Genomic DNA, 19,031 nt, shown 5'->3' with positions numbered 1-19,031 from the left:
CATTGAAGGAACCGCCATGTCCGCACCCATCAAACCCCTGACCCAGAATTTCGCCGTCGCGCCCCAGCTCGGCCCGGACGACATGGCGGACGTCGCCGCCGCCGGCTACAAGAGCGTGATCATCAACCGTCCCGATTTTGAAGGCGGCCCGGACCAGCCCACCGCCGCGGACGTGTCCAAGGCCGCCCTGGCCGCCGGCCTGCAGATCGAATACCAGCCCGTAGTCGGCAGCGCCATGACCGCCGCCGACGTGGTGCGTTTCGCCGAGCTGCTGCGCACGCTGCCGGGCCCGGTCCTGGCGTACTGCCGCACCGGCACCCGCTGCACCAATCTGTTCGCCGCCGCCCAGCAGCTGGGCTGATCGCGCTTGACGCGCGTCAAGGCGCGCCGGGTTCGGTTGATGTGAACCTGGCGCGTTTCCGGTAGCATGGAGGTACCTCACAAACAGGAGCAGGCAAGATGTTCAAGAAGATCCTGATTCCCACCGACGGTTCTCCGCTCTCGGCCCAAGCCGCCAATGCCGGCATTTGCTTTGCGCGTTCCGTGGGCGCTGAAGTCGTCGCGCTCTACGTGACCCAGCCCTTCGCAGCCACGATCGGCTTTGACGGCATGGCTGCCGCCTACGCCATCACCGACGAAGACTACGAAAAGGCCTCCGCCGAGCAGGCCGACAAGTACCTCAAGCAGATCACCGACCGCGCCGACACCGCCGGCGTGAAGTCCGAGTCGCGCGCCGTGTCGAACTTCAACGTTGCCGACGGCATCGTGCAAGCCGCCGCCGACGCCGGCTGCGATCTGATCTTCATCGGCAGCCACGGCCGCAGCGGCCTCTCGCGCCTGCTGCTGGGCAGCGTCACCGCCAAGGTTCTGTCGCTGGCCAGCACCGCCGTGCTGGTGTACCGCGTCAAGGAAGAAAAGAAGTAGCCTGCACGGTACGCCGCTGCGGGCAGCCCCTGAGGCTCGCCCCAGGCTGGTGCATGGCAAACGAGCCCCTCCCGTTGGAGGGGCTTTTTTTTATCCTTGGCCCTTGCAGGGACTAGGCTTGTTTCTTGTCGCGCCGCGCGTAATATTTACGCATCAGTGCGGGCGCGGTTCCGCGATTCTCAAGCACCCTACGCGGCATGGCGCCCGCCGCGGCAAGGCCCGGTCGGGCTTGCCGTCTTCGCCCGGTAGTTCACTGCAAGGGAAGAGGCCATGACTCGCAAGACGCGTATCGAGCTTTACCGCAATATCGGCATCAGCGCCCACATCGACGCGGGCAAGACGACGACCACCGAGCGCATCCTCTTCTACACCGGCATCACCCACAAGATCGGCGAGGTGCATGACGGCGCCGCCGTGATGGACTGGATGGAGCAGGAACAGGAACGCGGCATCACCATCACGTCGGCCGCCACCACCGCCTTCTGGAAGGGCATGGCGGGCAACTATCCCGAACACCGCATCAACATCATCGACACGCCGGGCCACGTCGACTTCACCATCGAGGTCGAGCGTTCCATGCGCGTGCTGGATGGCGCGGTCATGGTCTACGACGCCGTGGGCGGCGTGCAGCCGCAATCCGAAACCGTCTGGCGCCAGGCCAACAAGTACAAGGTGCCGCGGTTGGCCTTCGTCAACAAGATGGACCGGGTCGGCGCCGACTTCCTGCGCGTGCAGCGCCAGATCGCCGAACGCCTGAAGGGCGACGCCGTGCCCATCCAGCTGCCGGTGGGCGCCGAGGACCATTTCGAAGGCGTGATCGACCTGGTCAAGATGAAGGCCATCATCTGGGATGAGGCCAGCCAGGGCGTGCGCTTCGAGTACCGCGACATTCCCGCCTCGATGCAGGCCCAGGCCCAGGAATGGCACGACAAGATGGTGGAGAAGGCCGCCGAGGCCAACGAAACCCTGTTGGAAAAATACCTGTCGGGCGAACCCTTGACCGAGGATGAAATCAAGCAGGGCCTGCGCATGCGCACGGTCGCCAACGAGATCGTGCCGATGCTCTGTGGCAGCGCGTTCAAGAACAAGGGCGTGCAGGCCATGCTGGACGCGGTCATCGACTATATGCCTTCACCCGTTGACGTGCCCGCGATCAAGGGCCACGACGTGCGCGATCATGAAATCGAACGGCATCCCACCGACAACGAGCCGTTTTCGGCCTTGGCCTTCAAGATCATGACCGACCCCTTTGTCGGCCAACTGGTGTTCTTCCGCGTTTATTCGGGCGTGGTGAAATCGGGCGACTCGGTCTTCAATCCCATCAAGGAAAAGAAGGAAAGGCTGGGCCGCATCCTGCAGATGCACGCCAACGAGCGGCGCGAGATCACCGAGGTCTACGCGGGCGACATCGCGGCGGCCGTGGGCATCAAGGACGTCACCACTGGCGACACGCTGACCGATCCCGCCCACATCATCATCCTGGAACGCATGGTGTTTCCGGAGCCCGTGATTTCCCAGGCCGTGGAGCCCAAGACCAAGGCCGACCAGGAAAAAATGGGCATCGCGCTGGGCCGCCTGGCGCAAGAGGATCCGTCGTTCCGCGTGCGCACGGATGAAGAGTCCGGCCAGACCATCATTTCCGGCATGGGCGAGCTGCACCTGGAAATCCTGGTCGACCGCATGAAGCGCGAGTTCGGCGTCGAGGCCACGGTGGGCAAGCCCCAGGTCGCGTACCGCGAAACCATACGCAAGACCTGCAACGAGGTCGAAGGCAAGTTCGTCAAGCAATCGGGCGGGCGCGGCCAGTACGGCCATGTGGTGCTCAAGCTGGAACCGCAGGAGCCCGGCAAGGGCTATGAATTCGTCGATGCCATCAAGGGCGGCGTGGTGCCGCGCGAGTTCATTCCGGCCGTCGACAAGGGCATACGCGAAGCCCTCAATGCCGGAGTGCTGGCGGGCTATCCGGTGGTGGATGTGAAGGCGACGCTGTTCTTCGGCTCGTACCACGACGTGGATTCGAACGAGAACGCCTTCAAGATGGCGGGCTCGATGGCCTTCAAGGAAGGCATGCGCCGCGCCGATCCGGTGCTGCTGGAACCCATGATGCAGGTCGAGGTGGAAACGCCCGAGGACTTCACCGGCAACGTCATGGGCGACTTGTCCTCGCGGCGCGGCATGGTGCAGGGCATGGAGGACATCGCGGGCGGCGGCGGCAAGCTGGTGCGCGCCGAAGTGCCACTGGCCGAGATGTTCGGGTACTCCACCTCGCTGCGCTCGCTGACCCAGGGGCGTGCGACCTACAGTATGGAGTTCAAGCACTATGCCGAGGCGCCGCGCCAGGTGGCGCAGGAAGTGATGGCGGCTCAGGGCACCGGCCGTTGAGCCGTCCGCTTCAGGCCGGGGCGGCGGCCGTGGCCGCCGCCGCGCGCATGCGCGACGAGGCCAGCTTCACGCCCAGCAGGATCATCACGAAACCGTAGGCATGGAACAGCTGCGGGGCTTCGCCCAGCAGCGGCCAGGCCAGCAGCGCGGCATAGACCGGCACCAGGAACATCGACAGCCCCGCGGTGGCCGGCCCGGCCTGGCTGATCAGGCGGCCGTACACGTAGTACGCGCCCAGGCTGGGCACCACCGCCAGGAACAGCAGCACCGCGGCCAGTCGCGGATCGCCCCAGGGCGGCGTGGCGCCGGCCGCGGCCTCGATCGCGGCAAAGGGCGCCAGGGCCAGCACGCCGCCCAGCATCATGGCGGCCAGCCGGGCGCTGTCCGGCACCGCGGGCAGACTCAGCCGCTTCTGCAACACGGTGTAGAAGGCCCAGCCAGTGGCGGCCAGCAGCACCCAGAGATCCCCTTGGCCGAAATCCAGGCGGGCCAGCGTCTGCGCGTCACCGCGCGCCAGCACCACCAGTACGCCGCCCAAGGCCAGCGCCAGGCCCGCGCCGCGCAGGGCGGACAGCGGCTTGCGCCAGATGATGGCTTCCAGCAGCGCCACCAGGATGGGGCTGCACGAAAAGATCAGGGCGATGTTGGTCGCGCTGGTGTTCTGGGCGCCGATGTATTGCGGCGCCACGGCCACGCCCATGCCCAGCACCGCCAGCGGCGCCAGCGACGGCAGGGCGCGCCACAAGATCTTGCGATGCGCGCGCAGGGCGGGCGCGGCCAGTGGCAGCAGGATCAGCAGGGCGATCAGCCAGCGGCCGAAGGCCAGGAACACGGGGGGGAGGTTGGCATCATGGGCCCAGCGGGCCGCCACCATGTTGGAGGCGAAGAGCGCCGGAGCGGCCAAAAGCATGGCGGTGCCGGAAAGGCCCAGGCCGGTTCTTGCGGGTGCTGCTGCTGCGAGAGACATGGTTTCCTGCCGTGCGGATCGGCGCGCGGCGTGCTGCGTTGATACTGCCGGCGTCTGCGCCGGGTTGTGCCGCAGCGTGGACGCCGAAATCGGACGGGCGGGATAGGTGACCGTCTTGCAGGAGAGTCTACGGGCAGGAGGGCAAAATAGGTTTCCTGATTCACGCCGTATTTGCTGATTCAGGAAAATATCTGTCTTGTAGAATTGGTTTTTCCAGGGAAAATATCTTTTCTATCGGCCTTCCCATGTCCACATCGCCCAAAATCGACGAAACCGACCGCAAGATCCTGCGCGCGCTGCGTGCGGACGGGCGCCTCACCAACCTGAAACTGGCCGAGCAGGTGGGCCTGTCGCCCACGCCTTGCTGGAACCGGGTCAAGGCGCTGGAGGAGGCGGGCGTGATCGAGGGCTACGCCGCCCTCTTGAACCAGAAGGCGCTGGGCTTGCCGGACACCGTCATGATCGAGGTGACGCTGGAACACCACGATGACGACACGCTGGCGCGCTTTGGCGAAGAGATCACGCGGCTGCCGGAAGTGGTCGAGGCCTTTCTCGTGACGGGCGAGTATGACTATCTGATCAAGGTGGCGGTGGCGGGAACCGAAGGCTACGAGGAGTTCCTGCGCAAGCGGCTCTACAAGCTGCGCGGCGTGCGGCACAGCCGTTCCACCTTCGTGTTGCGGCGTCTGAAGCACACGCCTTCGGTCGAGCCCTGAGGCGTGCTTGCCTGGCTCGCCTTGCGGCCGAGCGCATGCGACAGCTCGGCGCCGAACGCTGGCTTGCGGCGGGGGCGCCGGCCTCAGCCGCCGATGAATGCCTCGATCGCGCCGTTGAAGGCGCGCGGATTGCCCAGGTTCATGCCGTGCGACGATCCGGTGATCGTCACGCGCTGCGCTTGCGGCAGCCATTGCGACAGGGCATCCAAAACGGCCGGATAGGGCGCGGGGCTGAGCGCGCCGCCAATCAGCAGGGTCGGCAGCTTCAGCGTGCCGATCTGCCCGGGCGTCAGCGCTTCGGGCTTTTCCTCGGCCTGCCCGAACAGCGTGCCGACGTTGTCGCGCACCATTTCCTTGAACCACGGCACCATGCGTTGCCAGGTGTCGGGTCCGGTGACGGTATCCACGAACAGCGCCAGGCCATCTTCGATCTCGCCGTCGCGGATGAGCGCCAGCGCGCGCTGGCGAAAGCCCCCGCGCAGGTCGTCGTCGCCGGGCAGCGGCAGGCCCGGATCGGCCAGGGTCAGGCTGCGCAGCGCGGCAGGCTGCTGCAATGCGGCCTCCAGCGCCACGCGGCCGCCGCGGGAATGGCCCACCAGATGGGCCGGTTCGCCTGCCACCGTATCGATGAACTCCAGCACGTCGCTGGCATGCTGTTCGACTGAAAAACCCTCGCCTTCGCCGTCCCAGGTTTCAGGCCAGTAGCGGCGCAGGCAGACCGCCAGCACGCGGAACGACTTGCCCAGCGGCGCCATCTGCGACTTCCAGTAGCGGCAGTCGGACAAGGAGCCGTGCACCAGCACCAGGGGCGCACCGCTGCCGTACTCGGTGTAGGACATGGCGTAGCCGCCAATCAGGGCGGTTTGCAGGGGCAGGACGGGTTCGGAACGCATGGGTGTCGTGTGGGAAAGCCAGGAGCGCATTCTAGCCCGCAGGCGCCGCGCCTCCGCGCTGATAAACTCGTTTCCGATGTCCCGGCGCGCTGGCCGCGCCTATTTCCCAACTCAACGGAGCCGTCCCGATGTCGCCTGAGTCCCTTGCCGCCTTGCCCGAATCCGCCCAGCGCGTCGCGCGCCTGCTGCTGGAACTGGGGCATGACAAGCCCGTGGTCGTCCTGCCGCAAACCGGCAAGACCTCGGCGGAAGCGGCGGCGGGGCTAGGCTGCGAGGTCGCGCAGATCGCCAAGTCCATCATCTTCCGGCGCGCCTCGGATGACGCGCCGGTGCTGGTCATCGCCAGCGGCGCGAACCGAGTGGACGAGGCCAAGGTGGCCTCGCAGGTGGGTCCGCTGGCCAAGGCGGACGCGAAGTTCGTGCGCGACATGACCGGCTATGCGATCGGCGGCGTGTGTCCCATCGGCCATGCGGTCAAGCCGGTGATGCTGCTGGACGCGGATCTTTTCAACTACGACAGCCTGTGGGCTGCCGCGGGACATCCGCATGCGGTGTTCAACCTGACGCCGCGGCAACTGGCGGACATGACCGGCGCGCCGGTCGTGGACGTGGCGCTGCGCGCCTGACATCGCGCTGTCCCGCGTTCAGTGCGGGCGCGCTTGCAGCCCGTCGATCAGCACCTGCCGCAGGCCGCGCGAGCAGGCCTCCACCCGTCCTTCCACCCCGTAGACCGCCGCCAGCGATGCCGGCGTGATCACGTCCGCCGGCAGGCCCGCCGCGTGCAGCCGGCCGTCATGGATCATGACGGCCCGGTCGGCGTGCTGTAGCGCCACGTTCAGGTCATGCAGCACGATGACGCTGATCAGGCCATGTTCCAGGGTTTCCTGCCGCAGCAGCTGCATGACGTGAAACTGGTAGTTCAGGTCCAGCGCCGACAGCGGTTCGTCCAGCAGCAGCACGCGCGGGTGGCGGATCAAGGCCTGCGCCAGTCCCACCAGCTGCTTCTGTCCGCCGGACAGCGAATCCAGGTACTGCAAGGCCAGATGGGCAATGCCCAGGCGCTCCAGCAGCCGGTCTATGGCTTGCATGTCCACTGGCGTACCCAGCCCGTCGCCCGCCTTGGCCGCCACCAGCACGGATTCGAACACCCGCAGGTGCACGGCCGCGGGCAGGCCCTGGGGCAAGTAGACCACGTGGCGCGCGCGTTCGCCGAAGCTCTGGCGCAGCAGGTCGCGGCCGTCCAGCGTGACCTGTCCGGCGCGCACGCGGACCAGGCCCGCCAGGGTCTTGAGCAGGGTGGATTTGCCGCTGCCGTTGGGGCCGAGCAGAGCGGTCACCTGGCCGGCGGGCAACTCGGGTATCGACAGCGCATGCAGCACGTCCGAGCGTCCGTAGCCGGCCGTGAGGCCGCGCACGGATAGCGTCGTTGCTGCAGCGGTGCGCGGCGCGGTCATGGCATCTGCCGGCGCAGCACCACCGACGCGAAAAAGGGTATGCCGACCAGGGCGGTCACGATACCCACCGGCACGACCACGCCCGGCATGAGGTTCTTGGAGGCGATCGACGCCAGTGACAGGATCACCGCGCCTACCAACGCGCTGCCCGGCAGGAAGTAGCGGTGGTCCTCGCCGAACAGCCGCCGCGCAATGTGCGGCGCGACCAACCCGATGAAGCCTATCGTGCCGACAAAGGCCACCGCCAGCGCCGACAGCAGGCTGACCCGGGCCAGCGCCGCAACGCGCACGCGGCGCACGTCCACACCGAAGCTCGCGGCGCGGTCCTCGCCCAGGCGCAGCGCGGTCAGTTTCCAGGATTGGCGCATGGCCAGCGGCAGCGCCACGGCAAAGGCCGCCGCCAGCACGCCGACCGTGGTCCAGCTGGAACGCGACAAGCTGCCCATGGTCCAGAACACCAGGTTCTGCAGCGCCTCGGCGCTGGCCATGAACTGCACCAGCGACACCAGCGCATTGAAGGTGAACAGCATGGCGATGCCGAACAGCACCACGCCCGAGGTATTCATGCCGCCCCAACGGGTCACGGCGTCCAGCATCAAGGCCGCCAGCAGCGCAAACAGGAAAGCGTTGCCGGCCACCAGCCAGCCAGCGGGAACGCCGGGCAGGCCCAGCTGCAGCACGATGGCCAGCGAGGCGCCAAAGGCCGCGGCGGACGACACGCCCAGCGTAAATGGGCTGGCCAGGGGGTTGTTCAGGATGGTCTGCATTTCCGCGCCCGCCATCCCCAGCGCCATGCCGACCAGGGCGGCCATCAACGTCGATGGCAGACGGATGTCCCACACGATGACTCGGGTGGTCGGATCAGCCGCGCCGGGTGCAGTGAGCGTCTGCCACAGTTCGCCCCAGGGCAGGCCCGAGGGGCCGACGGTGAAGTCGGCCAGCAGCGCAATGAAAAGCGCCGCCAGCAGCAGGGCGATAAGCCCTGCCCGGCGGCGCAGGATGTGCCGGTATGCGGCAACCGCGCTCGCGGCAGGCGGCATTACTGCAGCAGCTGCAGACGGCTCTTGGCCGTGCTGGCGGCCGGCGTGGTCGGGTAGTCGCGAACAATGCGCTGCAGCGTCGTCTTGGCGCCGGCGCGATTGTTCATTTCGATCTGGCTGCCGGCGATGACCAGCAGAGCATCCGGCGCGCGCGCGTTGTCCGGGGCCTTCTGGACCATGGCGTTCAATTGCTCGATGGCGCCCTTGAAGTCCTTCAGTGCATAGCGGCTGCTGCCCAGGTAAAACTGGGCGCTGGGCGCGAGCTGGCTGGCGGGGTACAGGGCGGTGAAGGCGGCCAGCGATTCGGACGCTTCCTTGTACTGGCCCTTGCGGAACAGGTCGATCGCGCCGTCATAGGCGGCCTGTTCCTGGGGGTCGCCGGCGGAGGCTCCCGGCGGATTGGCGCTGCCCGCCGCGCCGCCCGGCTTGGCCGAGGGCTGCTGGCGCGACACCAGTTCGAGCTGGTCGCGCAGTTGGGCGACTTCCTGCTGCAAGGCCTGGATCTGATCGGCCAATTGCAGCTTGGCGCGCTGGCTTTGTTCGTTCTGCTGCTGCACCTGTTGGCGCAAATCCAGGATGGCCCGGCGGGCCTCATCATCGGAAAAAGCGTGGGCGGGCGCCGCAAGGGCCGCAAGCACCAAGCCGGTGGCCGCAATCAGAGGACGCAGGGACAGAACGTTATCGCGCATGAAAATTCCCGGGTATAAAAACAAACGTCGGGACGGCCGGTTGACCGTCCCGACGCGTGGTAGGGCTCTAGACTATACGAAAAAGCTTAGCGGCGATAAACGATATCGGCGCGGCGGTTTTCCGCGAAGTCGGCTTCCGACGTACCAGTCGCCTTCGGCTTTTCTTTACCGAAGCTGATGGTTTCGATCTGGTTGTCGCTGACGCCCAGCAGGGTCATCATGCGGCGCACAGCGTCGGCACGGCGCTGGCCCAGGGCCAGGTTGTATTCAGCGCCGCCGCGTTCGTCGGTGTTGCCTTCGATCTTGATGGTCTGCTGCTGATGCGAGGCCAGGTACTTGGCGTGGGTTTCGACCAAGCTGCGGTACTGGTCCGACACCGTGTAGCTGTCGAAGTCAAAGTACACCGAGCGCTGTTGCGCCAGGATGCTTTGGGGGTTGAAGGGATCAAGGATCTGGCCAGAGGCCGAGGATCCTTGGCCAGCGCCTCCGCCCTGACCCGCTTTATCGTCGAGAGGGACGGAGCTGCAAGCTGCCAGGGCGGCAGCCAGAGCGGCGATGGTTAGGCTTTTGGCAATGCGCGACTTCATGATAGTTCCTTTGCAAAGAGAGTCACACGTGTTATCGGGTAAATGGGCCCCAAGTCGGTTCACGTATTTCCCCATTCAGTACCGAAAGCGTCTGCCGTACGCGGCCATCGCTCGAGACACCAGCAAGCACGCTACGGCCATTTTGGATGGCGGCGTAAAGGACTTGCATTCCATTCGGCGCAAAACTCGGGGACTGATCGTCACGACCATCAGTCAACAAGGTCTCGGAGCCTGAGGACAGGTTCAACGATGCGATTCGAAACGCGCCGTCGCGTCTTGCAACGTACAGTAGCGTCGATCCATCGGGGGAAATTCGGGGTGATATGTTGTAACCACCATTAAACGTGAGGCGGCGTGCTTCGCCACCACTCGAGCCGGTCTGGTAGATCTGCGGCCCGCCGCTGCGGTCACTCGTAAAGATAATGGAAGCACCGTCTGGCGTAAAGCTCGGTTCGGTGTCAATCCCGGGAGAACGCGTAACTCGGGTCGGATTCGAGCCGTCGGTCGCGCCAACGATGTAAATTTGCGACAAACCATCGCGGGTCAAAGCCACCGCCAGCTTGCTGCCATCGGGCGACCAGCCCGGTGCACTGTTGTTGCCCTTGAAGTTGGCGACAGGCGAACGGGCGCTGGTGGCCAGATTGTGCACGTAGACGACAGGTTTGCCGGATTCGAAGCTCACATAGGCGAGCTTGGTGCCATCGGGCGACCAGGACGGCGAAATGATGGGCTCGCGCGAACGCAGGGCGACTTGCGGGTTCTGCCCGTCGGCGTCCGCCACCTGCAGTTCGTAGGTGGCGCCCTTCTTCAGCACGTACGCGATACGGGTCGAGAAGACGCCCTTAACGCCGGTGATCTTCTCGTAAATGCGGTCGGCGATCTGGTGCGCCACGCGGCGCAGTTCCTGCTCGGTGCCCGAGAACGCCACGCCGTCCAGCTGGCCCTTCTTGACCGTGTCGGCCAGGCGGTAGCGCACGTCGTAGCGGCCGTCGGCGCCGCGCGTGATGCTGCCGTAGGCGATGAAATCGGCGCCCTTGCCACGCCAGTCGTCATAGGCGATGGGGGAGTCGACGTTCAGGCCGGAACCGGCGGCGTTGATCAGGCGGAACTGGCCCGTGCGGGTCAGGTCGGCGCGGATGACTTCGGCCAGGGCGCGGCCATGGGTGTCGTCGACGGCGAAGTCGGCGATGGCGACGGGGTATTGGGTGGCGCCGGTACCGGAGATATCGACGCGCAGCTGCGCATGGGCGGGCTTGATGGCCATCAGGCAGGCCAAGGTCAGCATCAGCAGCCCGAGTCCATACGATCGCCAGAGAGCGAGGGGGGGTACTCGTCGGCTATAAGCGGGAGTCATATTCATCAATCTCCTGTCAATCATACATTCTGTACACAACGTCAATAATGGGTTCGTAGCGGCCCGTCGAGGGCTTCGGGAAGGGGTTGCAACGGCGGATGCCCGTCTCGACCGCGCGGTCGAAGCCGGCATTGCCCGAAGAACTGGTCAAGGTGACGCCATTGACCTTCCCGTCGGAACCTAACTGTACCCGGTATTGTGCCGTGGGATTTTCCGATCCGCTGCGGGCCGGGGGCGGATAAGCCACCCCGGGTTGCACGCAGGCGCGGACCTTGGCGCCATAGCCGCTGTCGCGTCCGCCGCCCGCCTGATTGCGGTCGGCCGTGCCGCCGGGGATGCCGGCGGCGCCCAGGGCGTCGTTGCGGAAGGCATCCTTCAGCGCCTTGTCGGCGGCGGCCTTCTTGGCGGCTTCTTCCTTGGCCTTCTTCTCGGCCGCGGCTTTTTTCTCGGCGGCAGCCTTTTCGGCCGCGGCTTTTTCCTCGGCAGCCTTGTCGGCAGCGGCCTTTTCGGCGGCGGCCTTGTCCGCCGCGGCCTTCTTGGCAGCGTCGTCCTTGGCCTTCTTCTCGGCGGCAGCCTTGTCGGCGGCGGCTTTCTCGGCGGCCTTTTCGGCAGCAGCCTTCTCAGCAGCCTGGCGCTCCTGCTCCAGACGCTTCTTTTCTTTCAGTTCGGCCTGCTTGCGTTCTTCGTCGAGGCGCGCCTTTTCCTTGGCGGCTTCGGCAGCCTGGCGTGCCTTTTCCTCTTGTTCGCGCTTTTTCTTGGCTTCCTGCAGCGCGATCTCGGGGTCGACTTCCTCGGTCTTGGGCTGGGCTTCGGGCTCAGGCTTGGGAGGAGGGGGAGGCGGTGGGGGAGGCTCGGGCGCCTTTTCAGGCTCCGGCTTCGGTTCCGGCTTGGGCTGAGGCTTCGGGGGTTCGGGTTGCGGCGTGGGCGGCGGCGAGACGGGCGAATTGCCGTCTGCCCAGAGCTGCACCTGCACGGGGCCGGGGCTCTCGGAGCGCCAGTTCACGCCAAAGATCAAGACGATCAGCAGCAGCACGTGCACGGCCACGGCCAGGATCAATGCCTTCCGGTTGTCGTGGTTGGGCGGGGTGGCCGGGGGGCCGCTGCGGTGTCGGATTATGGGTGGCGTCATGAGCGTTGCAAGCCGGCGTCGCCGGCGGAAGGCGTCGCGTTAGCGTTTTTTTGCGGGAGCAGGCTGGGATGCGCCGGCGGACTGGTCCACCAGCAGACCCAGGCGGGTGATGCCGCTGGTGCGAAGTTCATCCATGACCTTCACGACCGTTTCGTAGGGCACCTTGCCGTCGGCGGCGATGACCACCGGGGTTTCCGCGGTAATGCGCGAACGCACTTGCGCCACCAGCTCGGGGCGCGCGATGTCCTGCATGGTGGCGCCGGGTTCGCGCATGCGCAGGGCGATCTTGCCGTCTTCCGAAATCTGGACTTCCAGCGGCTTGACCGGCACGTCCGAAGCCGCGCCGACGGAGGGCAGCTGGATCAGGCCGGGCGTGATGAGAGGAGCGGTCACCATGAAGATGACCAGCAGCACCAGCATCACGTCGATGTACGGCACCACGTTGATGTCGGCCTTCATGCGGCGGCCGGACCTGCCGCGTGAGCTTACCGAGGGCATTAGCGCACCTGCCGTTGCAGAATGTTCAGGAATTCATCGACGAAGCTGTCGAAACGGATCGAGATGCGATCGATGTCGTTCGTGAAGCGGTTGTAGGCGACCACGGCGGGAATGGCCGCGAACAGGCCGATGGCGGTGGCGATCAGCGCTTCCGCGATGCCGGGAGCCACCGAGGCCAGGGTGGCCTGCTGCATGTTCGACAGGCCGATGAAGGCGTGCATGATCCCCCAGACCGTGCCCAGCAGGCCGATGTAAGGGGACACGGAGCCGGCCGAAGCCAGGAAGTTCAGGTGCGATTCCAGCGAATCCATCTCGCGCTGGTAGGCGGCGCGCATGGCGCGGCGCGGGCCGTCCAGCAGGGCGGTGGCGTCGCCGGAGGCATTGCCGCGGCGGGCCTTCAGGAATTCGGTCATGCCGGCATCGAAGATGCGGGCCAGCGCGCCTTGCTCGTCGCGGCGCGAGGCCACGGCCTGTTGCAGCATGGACAGGTCGCCGCCCGACCAGAAATCGTCTTCGAAGCGGCGGGTCTGGGCATGGGCCCGCTTGATCGCCAGCCGCTTGGCGAAGATGTAGGTCCAGGACATGATCGAAATGCCCAACAGCATCAGCATGATCAGCTGGACCGGCACGCTGGCGTGCGAAATCAGCGAAAGCAACGACATGTCGTTGGTGACTTGCATGGTTATTCCTGAATGAATTCCAGTTTGGCGCGAACGTCAGCCGGCAACTCCGCCGGCCGCATGTGAATGGCATCGACGCAGCAGACTTGGATGTTGCCGTCGGCAAGCAGTTCCCCGTCGCGTTCCGCGCGTTGCGCGAAGTGTATCGAAGCGCGGCCGAGTCGTGTGATCCGGCTGCGTATGGTAAGTAAATCGTCCAGCCTGGCCGGCTTGCGGTAGGACATGTCCAGGGAGCGGACAACGAATAGACGTTGTTCGCTGGCCGCCAGGTTGGACTGGTTGACCCCCAGATTGCGCAGCCACTCGGTGCGTGCGCGTTCCAGGAATTTCAAGTAGTTGGCGTAGAAAACCACTCCGCCTGCATCCGTGTCTTCGTAGTAGACACGGACCTGCAGGACGGATTCGGCGGACTTCGGATCGGTCACGATGGATAGAAAAGGGCAGTCGGGACGCGGAAAGTCCGTAGTTACTATAAGGTTTACAGCGTGTCGAGTTTCGTCAGCACGGCTTCAAGCGCGGACTCTACCGGAATCTTGGCCGCTTCGGTTTCCCGACGGGCCTGCAATTCCACCACACCATCGTTCAGGCCGCGTTCTCCAACTGTTACACGGAGCGGCGCGCCGATCAGCTCCCATTCAGCAAACATCACGCCCGGGCGGGCATCGCGGTCGTCCAGGATGACGTCCACGCCGCGCGCCAGGAGGGATTCGTAGAGCTTTTGCGCGGTGTCACGCACGGTTTCACTTTTGCCCCAGCCGACCGGGCAGATTACCACTTCGAAGGGGGCGATCGCGCGCGGCCAGATGATGCCGCGGGCGTCGTGGTTCTGCTCGATGGCCGCGCCCACGATGCGGGTCACGCCGATACCGTAGCAGCCCATTTCCAGGACGGCGGGCTTGCCGGTTTCGTCCAGGAAGGTGGCCTTGAGGGCTTCCGAGTACTTCTTGCCCAGGTAGAACACGTGGCCGACTTCGATGCCGCGCTGGATCGACAGGGTGCCCTTGCCGTCCGGCGAGGGGTCGCCGGCGACTACGTTGCGCAGGTCCGCCACCAGCTCGGGCTCGGGCAGGTCACGGCCCCAGTTCACGCCCTGGATGTGGAAATCTTCCTTGTTCGCGCCGCAGACGAAATCGGCCATGTTGGCCACGGTGCGGTCGGCAATGACGTGCACGGGACGGACGGTCTTGACCGGGCCCAGGTAGCCGGGCTTGCAGCCGAAGGTTTCGACGATCTCGGTTTCCGTGGCGAAGCGGAAGCCGGCCAGGCCGGGCAGCTTGCCGGCCTTGATTTCGTTGAGTTCGTGGTCGCCGCGCAGCAGCAGCAGCCAGATGTCGGCGCCTTTCTCGCCGTCGGTGGCCAGCACGATGGACTTGATCGTGCGCTCCAGCGGCAGGCCCAGCAGCTTGGCCACGTCTTCGCACTTGGCGGCGCCCGGCGTGGGCACTTCGGCCATGGCCTGGGCGGGCTCGGCGCGGGTCGGGTACAGGCCGGGGGCCTCGGCCAGCTCCATGTTGGCGGCGTAGTCCGAATCGGCGTTGTAGACCAGCAGGTCTTCGCCGGTGTCGGCGATCACCTGGAATTCGTGGCTGCGGGTGCCGCCGATCGAGCCCGTGTCAGCGGCCACGGCGCGGAATTCCAGACCCAGGCGGCCGAAAATGCGCATGTAGGCGTTGAACATGGTGTCGTAGCTGGCCTGAGCGCCGGCTTCGTCGCGGTCGAAGGAATAGGCGTCCTTCATGGTGAATTCGCGGCCGCGCATCAGGCCGAAGCGCGGGCGGCGCTCGTCCCGGAACTTGGTCTGGATGTGATAGAAGTTCACCGGCAGCTGGCGATAGCTGTGGATTTCGTTGCGCGCGATGTCCGTGATGACTTCCTCGGACGTGGGCTGCAGCACGAAATCGCGCTGGTGCCGGTCCTTGATGCGCAGCAGCTCGGCGCCGTATTGCTCCCAGCGGCCCGATTCCTGCCAGAGCTCGGCCGGCTGCACCACCGGCATCAGCAGCTCGATCGCACCCGCGGCATTCATTTCTTCGCGGACGATGGCCTCGACCTTGCGGATGACTTTCAGCCCCAGGGGCATGTAGGTGTAGATGCCGCCCGCGAGCTTGCGGATCATCCCTGCCCGGGTCATCAGCTGATGGCTGGCGACTTCGGCTTCGGAAGGGGCTTCTTTGAGGGTGTTGATGTGGTAGTTGGATGCGCGCATGTTTAAAGGTGGCTGCAGATACGTATAATCGATCGTAATTGTATTGAATTCGGTGGGGGTGGCCCATGCTTGACCGCGAAGGCTACCGCCCCAATGTCGGCATCATTCTCGTCAACGGTAGAAACGAGGTCTTTTGGGGCAAGCGTATCAGGGAACATGCCTGGCAGTTCCCCCAAGGCGGCATCAAGTATGGCGAAAGCCCGGTGCAGGCCATGTATCGCGAACTCCATGAAGAGGTGGGCTTGAAGCCCGAGCATGTCCGTATTTTGGGGCGTACACGCGATTGGTTACGTTATAACGTGCCCGATCACTTCGTCCGGCGTGAGTGGCGTGGCCACTATAAAGGACAAAAACAGATTTGGTTCTTGTTGCGCCTGGTAGGACGTGACAGTGACGTGTGCTTGCGCGCGACGCAGCATCCGGAATTCGATGCCTGGCGCTGGAGCCAGTATTGGGTGCCCCTGGATGCCGTGATCGAGTTCAAGCGCGATGTCTACACCCAGGCGCTGAACGAGCTGTCGGCTATCCTCTTCCGGCGCCATCACGAAACCCGCTACTTGCGCCAGCGGGTGCACGGGCAACGGGCAGCAGAGAATCTGCCTGAAGGAACGGACGGTCATGCGCATATTGTTGGTTGAAGACGAACGGGACATGGCGTCCTGGTTGATGCGCGCGCTCGCCCAGAGCGGGTTCGTGCCGGACCACGCGGCCGACGCCCGCACCGCCGAAGCCTTCATGGCCGGTACCGAATACGACGCCATCGTCATGGACCTGCGCCTGCCCGACAAGCACGGGCTGGTGGTGCTGCGCGAAATGCGCAACCGCGACGACCGCACCCCCGTGCTGCTGTTGACTGCCCAAGGCGCTCTGCAGGACCGCGTGCGCGGCCTGAACCTGGGCGCGGACGACTTCCTCACCAAGCCCTTCGCGCTCGAGGAACTGGAAGCGCGCCTGACGGCGCTGGTGCGCCGCAGCCGCGGCCGCCAGCATCCGCGCCTGCAATGCGGCTCGCTGTCCTACGACAGCGAAAGCCGCGCCTTCACCCTGGACGGCTCGTTGCTGTTCCTGACGCCGCGCGAACATGCCGCCCTGGCCGCCTTGCTTACCCGCAGCGGCTATCCGGTGGACAAGTCCCAACTGTTCGGCAAGGTGTTCACGCACGATAGCGAAGCCAATCCCGACGCCATCGAGGTGGTGCTGCATCGGCTGCGCAAGAAGCTGGCCGGCAGCGACGTGCGCATCGTCACCGTGCGCGGGCTGGGCTACATGCTGGAAAGCGTCGCCAGCGAGTCCGCGGAATCCTGAGTGAGGCTGCGGCTATCCGAGCTGCCGCGCGTGGGCATCCGCGCGCTGTTGATCATTCTGCTGCTGCCGGGCGTGATCGTGCTGCTGGTGGTGGACAGCGTGAACGACTACCGCACGCTGGCCGAGATCACCAACGAAGCCTACGACAGCGCCCTGGTCGAGCCTGCCCGGGTGCTGGAAAGCAGTCTGGAATTCACGCCTGACGGCAACCTGCAGGTCGCTACGCCGCTGTACGCGCAGGTGATGCTCGAGTCCCGCGCGGGCCTGCGCAAGTATTTCCGCATCGAAGAGATAGATCCGCCGCTGCCGGACGGAGCCGCCGTCCCCACCGAGCCGGGCAAGACCTTGCTCGGCATGCCGGAGATGCCGCGTCCGCCTGCCTGGCCGCGTTCCAACAGCCAGCCCGTTTTCTACGACAGCGTCTATCGCAACGATCCCGTGCGCGTCGTCGCGGTGGTGCGCGACCTGTACTACCAGGGGCAGCACCGCCAGGTGCTGGTCGTGGTGGCCGAAAGCACAGGCAAGCGCATCGAGGCCGAGAACAACGCCCGGCGCCAGGAAATCCTGCGCGACACGCGCATGCTGGCGCTGGTCGCGCTGCTGGTGTGGTGGGGCGTGTCGTGGGCGTTGAAGCCGCTGCGCCGGCTGCGCAACGATATCCGCGCGCGCCGCCCCGATGACCTGACGCCGCTGGACGCCTCGCGCGTGCCCAGCGAAGTGGCGCCGCTGGTCGATGCGGTCAATCACCATATCGCCCGCTACCGCCGCGTCCTCGACGAGCAGTCGCAGTTCCTGGCCGATGCTTCGCATCAATTGCGCACGCCGCTGGCCATCATGCTGACGCAGGCGCAGTACGCGCTGCGCGAACGCGATCCGGCCCGGGCGCAGGAGGGCCTGCGCGGCATCGTCGACCAGCTGGGCCGCACGCGCCGCCTGACTGAACAGCTGCTGTCGCTGGCTCACGCCAACCAGGCCGACCAGTTGCCGAGGCAACTGCTGGACATGAACGCCGTGTCGCGCGAGGTGGTGCTGCAGTACCTGCCGCTGGCGCATGAAAAGCAGCAGGACCTGGGCTGGGTGCAGGCGGGTTCCGAAGAGGGTCAGGAAACCCCCGCGCCGGTGTCGGGCAACGAGGCCGAACTGCACGAAGCCTTGTCGAACCTGGTGCACAACGCCATCCACTACGCGCCTGCTGGCGCGCGCATCACCGTGTCGGTCTGCTGCCGCGACAACCGCGCCGAGGTTGCCGTTTCCGACAACGGGCCGGGGCTGGACCCGATACTGCGCCAGCGCGCCTTCGCGCGTTTCGAGCGGGTCGGCACGGACAAGCCGGTCGCCTCGTCGGGCTCGGGCCTGGGGCTGGCGATCGCCCGCGCTTACGCACGCCGCAACGATGGCGACATCGAATTGCGCGACGGCGAACCGAACGCGCAAGGTGGCGTCGGCCTGGCTTCCGTGCTGTGGCTGCCGCTAGCGGCCATCGTCTCGCAATATCCTCGTCCGCTCGATGTCGAGCTCAAGGGCGATCAGTAACTTCTCCGCATTTCCGCATTCATGTGCGGCTTCCGTTCAGGGATAACCCCCGGATTCAGGAGCACGACAGCGCATAGAAAGCGGATTAGCAGCTTCCTTCCGTAATCTGCGTCCGGACCTGTCGTCAGGCACCGGGCGGCGCTCGTTCGAGCGTGTGTCCCGGTGAGGCGTGCGGCCGCACTACGAAGGAGGATGAAGTGCAAAAGACAATCAATAGAAAGGACTATTACGGCGGAGCGCTGATGGTCCTCATTGGGCTGGGGGCGATTTACGGCGGCACCGACTATCACATCGGCACCCTGAGCCACATGGGCCCCGGATTTTTCCCGGCGGCGCTCGGCGGCCTGCTGGCGCTGACCGGCGTGCTGATCGCCATCTCGGCGCGTTCGGGCGAGTCGTCCGCGCCGCCGCCCGGCGACGGCCATGGCCACGGCCTGCCCGATTTCCGCGGCGGCGCCTGCATCCTGCTGGGCATCCTGGCCTTCCTGCTGTTGGGCCACTACGGCGGCTTGCTGCCCGCCACGTTCGCCATCGTGTTCATCTCGGCGCTGGGCGACCGCAACAACACGATCAAGCAGGCTCTGCTGCTGTCGATCGCCATGACCGTCATCGCGGTCGTCGTCTTCTGGTGGGCGTTGCAGTTGCAGCTTCCGCTGTTTCGCTGGGGTTGAAGC

At 65.7% G+C, this 19,031-nt stretch carries 21 protein-coding genes; 9 read left to right on the top strand and 12 right to left on the bottom strand.

From position 1 onward, the window contains the following. Positions 1-16 precede the first annotated feature (16 nt). From IAG39_RS27565 to fusA, 3 genes are all read left to right on the top strand, one after another. Positions 17-361, top strand: a complete 345-nt coding sequence (locus IAG39_RS27565; RefSeq protein WP_042796377.1) for a TIGR01244 family sulfur transferase — start codon at positions 17-19, stop codon at positions 359-361. A gap of 98 nt (positions 362-459) precedes the next feature. Continuing rightward, positions 460-924 carry a universal stress protein gene (locus IAG39_RS27560; RefSeq protein WP_013391481.1) on the top strand — a complete coding sequence of 155 codons (465 nt, stop codon included), beginning with the start codon at positions 460-462 and terminating at the stop codon, positions 922-924. Positions 925-1,194: 270 nt separating this feature from the next. After that, complete coding sequence (gene fusA, locus IAG39_RS27555) at positions 1,195-3,306, top strand: elongation factor G (RefSeq protein ID WP_059372992.1); 2,112 nt, start codon at positions 1,195-1,197, stop codon at positions 3,304-3,306. A gap of 10 nt (positions 3,307-3,316) precedes the next feature. Here the strand turns inward: fusA and IAG39_RS27550 are convergent, their stop codons facing one another. Further along, complete coding sequence (locus tag IAG39_RS27550; RefSeq protein ID WP_223283351.1) at positions 3,317-4,273, bottom strand: DMT family transporter; 957 nt, start codon at positions 4,271-4,273, stop codon at positions 3,317-3,319. Between the two features lie 245 nt (positions 4,274-4,518). Between IAG39_RS27550 and IAG39_RS27545 the strand changes: the two genes are divergently transcribed. Next, the gene (locus tag IAG39_RS27545) at positions 4,519-4,989 is read left to right on the top strand and encodes an Lrp/AsnC family transcriptional regulator (RefSeq protein WP_059372995.1); all 471 of its coding nucleotides are present in this window, start codon (positions 4,519-4,521) and stop codon (positions 4,987-4,989) included. 83 nt (positions 4,990-5,072) lie between these two features. Here IAG39_RS27545 and IAG39_RS27540 read toward each other — a convergent pair whose 3' ends face one another. Continuing rightward, a complete protein-coding gene (locus IAG39_RS27540; RefSeq protein ID WP_118932585.1) occupies positions 5,073-5,882 on the bottom strand; it encodes an alpha/beta fold hydrolase in 810 nt (269 codons plus the stop codon). 128 nt (positions 5,883-6,010) lie between these two features. On the opposite strand from IAG39_RS27540, the gene IAG39_RS27535 reads away from it, so the two are divergent. Continuing rightward, entirely contained in the window at positions 6,011-6,508 is a 498-nt protein-coding gene (locus tag IAG39_RS27535) for a YbaK/EbsC family protein (protein WP_118932586.1), read from the top strand. Positions 6,509-6,526: 18 nt separating this feature from the next. Here the strand turns inward: IAG39_RS27535 and IAG39_RS27530 are convergent, their stop codons facing one another. The 10 genes from IAG39_RS27530 to IAG39_RS27485 form a co-directional block, all read right to left on the bottom strand. Next, a complete protein-coding gene (locus tag IAG39_RS27530) occupies positions 6,527-7,336 on the bottom strand; it encodes an ABC transporter ATP-binding protein (RefSeq protein WP_059373007.1) in 810 nt (269 codons plus the stop codon). Further along, on the bottom strand, positions 7,333-8,376 hold the full coding sequence (locus tag IAG39_RS27525; RefSeq protein ID WP_118932587.1) for a FecCD family ABC transporter permease: 1,044 nt from the start codon (positions 8,374-8,376) through the stop codon (positions 7,333-7,335). The genes IAG39_RS27530 and IAG39_RS27525 overlap by 4 nt, the downstream gene beginning before the upstream one ends. Continuing rightward, complete coding sequence (gene ybgF / locus IAG39_RS27520) at positions 8,376-9,065, bottom strand: tol-pal system protein YbgF (RefSeq protein ID WP_013391489.1); 690 nt, start codon at positions 9,063-9,065, stop codon at positions 8,376-8,378. Before ybgF ends, IAG39_RS27525 begins: the two co-directional genes overlap by 1 nt. 86 nt (positions 9,066-9,151) lie before the next feature. Then, on the bottom strand, positions 9,152-9,652 hold the full coding sequence (gene pal, locus IAG39_RS27515; RefSeq protein ID WP_042796384.1) for a peptidoglycan-associated lipoprotein Pal: 501 nt from the start codon (positions 9,650-9,652) through the stop codon (positions 9,152-9,154). 31 nt (positions 9,653-9,683) lie between these two features. Next, entirely contained in the window at positions 9,684-11,006 is a 1,323-nt protein-coding gene (gene tolB, locus IAG39_RS27510) for a Tol-Pal system beta propeller repeat protein TolB (protein WP_059373061.1), read from the bottom strand. A gap of 16 nt (positions 11,007-11,022) precedes the next feature. Then, positions 11,023-12,135, bottom strand: coding sequence for a cell envelope integrity protein TolA (gene tolA, locus IAG39_RS27505; protein ID WP_118932589.1), 1,113 nt, complete (start codon positions 12,133-12,135; stop codon positions 11,023-11,025). 39 nt (positions 12,136-12,174) lie between these two features. After that, positions 12,175-12,633 (bottom strand): protein TolR, encoded by a 459-nt coding sequence (gene tolR, locus IAG39_RS27500; protein WP_059373013.1) that lies wholly within the window; start codon positions 12,631-12,633, stop codon positions 12,175-12,177. After that, positions 12,633-13,313 (bottom strand): protein TolQ, encoded by a 681-nt coding sequence (gene tolQ, locus IAG39_RS27495; protein ID WP_054458511.1) that lies wholly within the window; start codon positions 13,311-13,313, stop codon positions 12,633-12,635. The genes tolR and tolQ overlap by 1 nt, the downstream gene beginning before the upstream one ends. Positions 13,314-13,315: 2 nt before the next feature. Further along, positions 13,316-13,738, bottom strand: coding sequence for a tol-pal system-associated acyl-CoA thioesterase (gene ybgC / locus IAG39_RS27490; RefSeq protein WP_059373015.1), 423 nt, complete (start codon positions 13,736-13,738; stop codon positions 13,316-13,318). 53 nt (positions 13,739-13,791) lie between these two features. Next, the gene (locus IAG39_RS27485) at positions 13,792-15,519 is read right to left on the bottom strand and encodes a proline--tRNA ligase (protein WP_054458515.1); all 1,728 of its coding nucleotides are present in this window, start codon (positions 15,517-15,519) and stop codon (positions 13,792-13,794) included. Positions 15,520-15,584: 65 nt separating this feature from the next. Between IAG39_RS27485 and IAG39_RS27480 the strand changes: the two genes are divergently transcribed. The 4 genes from IAG39_RS27480 (at position 15,585) to IAG39_RS27465 (ending at position 19,028) form a co-directional block, all read left to right on the top strand. Beyond that, positions 15,585-16,157, top strand: coding sequence for an RNA pyrophosphohydrolase (locus IAG39_RS27480; RefSeq protein ID WP_042796390.1), 573 nt, complete (start codon positions 15,585-15,587; stop codon positions 16,155-16,157). Next, a complete protein-coding gene (locus IAG39_RS27475) occupies positions 16,138-16,824 on the top strand; it encodes a response regulator (protein ID WP_008157866.1) in 687 nt (228 codons plus the stop codon). The genes IAG39_RS27480 and IAG39_RS27475 overlap by 20 nt, the downstream gene beginning before the upstream one ends. 30 nt (positions 16,825-16,854) lie before the next feature. Next, positions 16,855-18,357, top strand: a complete 1,503-nt coding sequence (locus tag IAG39_RS27470) for a sensor histidine kinase (protein WP_118932597.1) — start codon at positions 16,855-16,857, stop codon at positions 18,355-18,357. Positions 18,358-18,599: 242 nt separating this feature from the next. Then, entirely contained in the window at positions 18,600-19,028 is a 429-nt protein-coding gene (locus tag IAG39_RS27465) for a tripartite tricarboxylate transporter TctB family protein (RefSeq protein ID WP_118932598.1), read from the top strand. The last annotated feature ends 3 nt before the right edge of the window (positions 19,029-19,031 follow it).

Source organism: Achromobacter xylosoxidans (assembly GCF_014490035.1).
Taxonomy (GTDB): domain Bacteria; phylum Pseudomonadota; class Gammaproteobacteria; order Burkholderiales; family Burkholderiaceae_B; genus Achromobacter; species Achromobacter bronchisepticus_A.
Note: the sequence above shows the minus strand (reverse complement) of the source record. Positions and strands in the feature narration are given on the sequence as shown.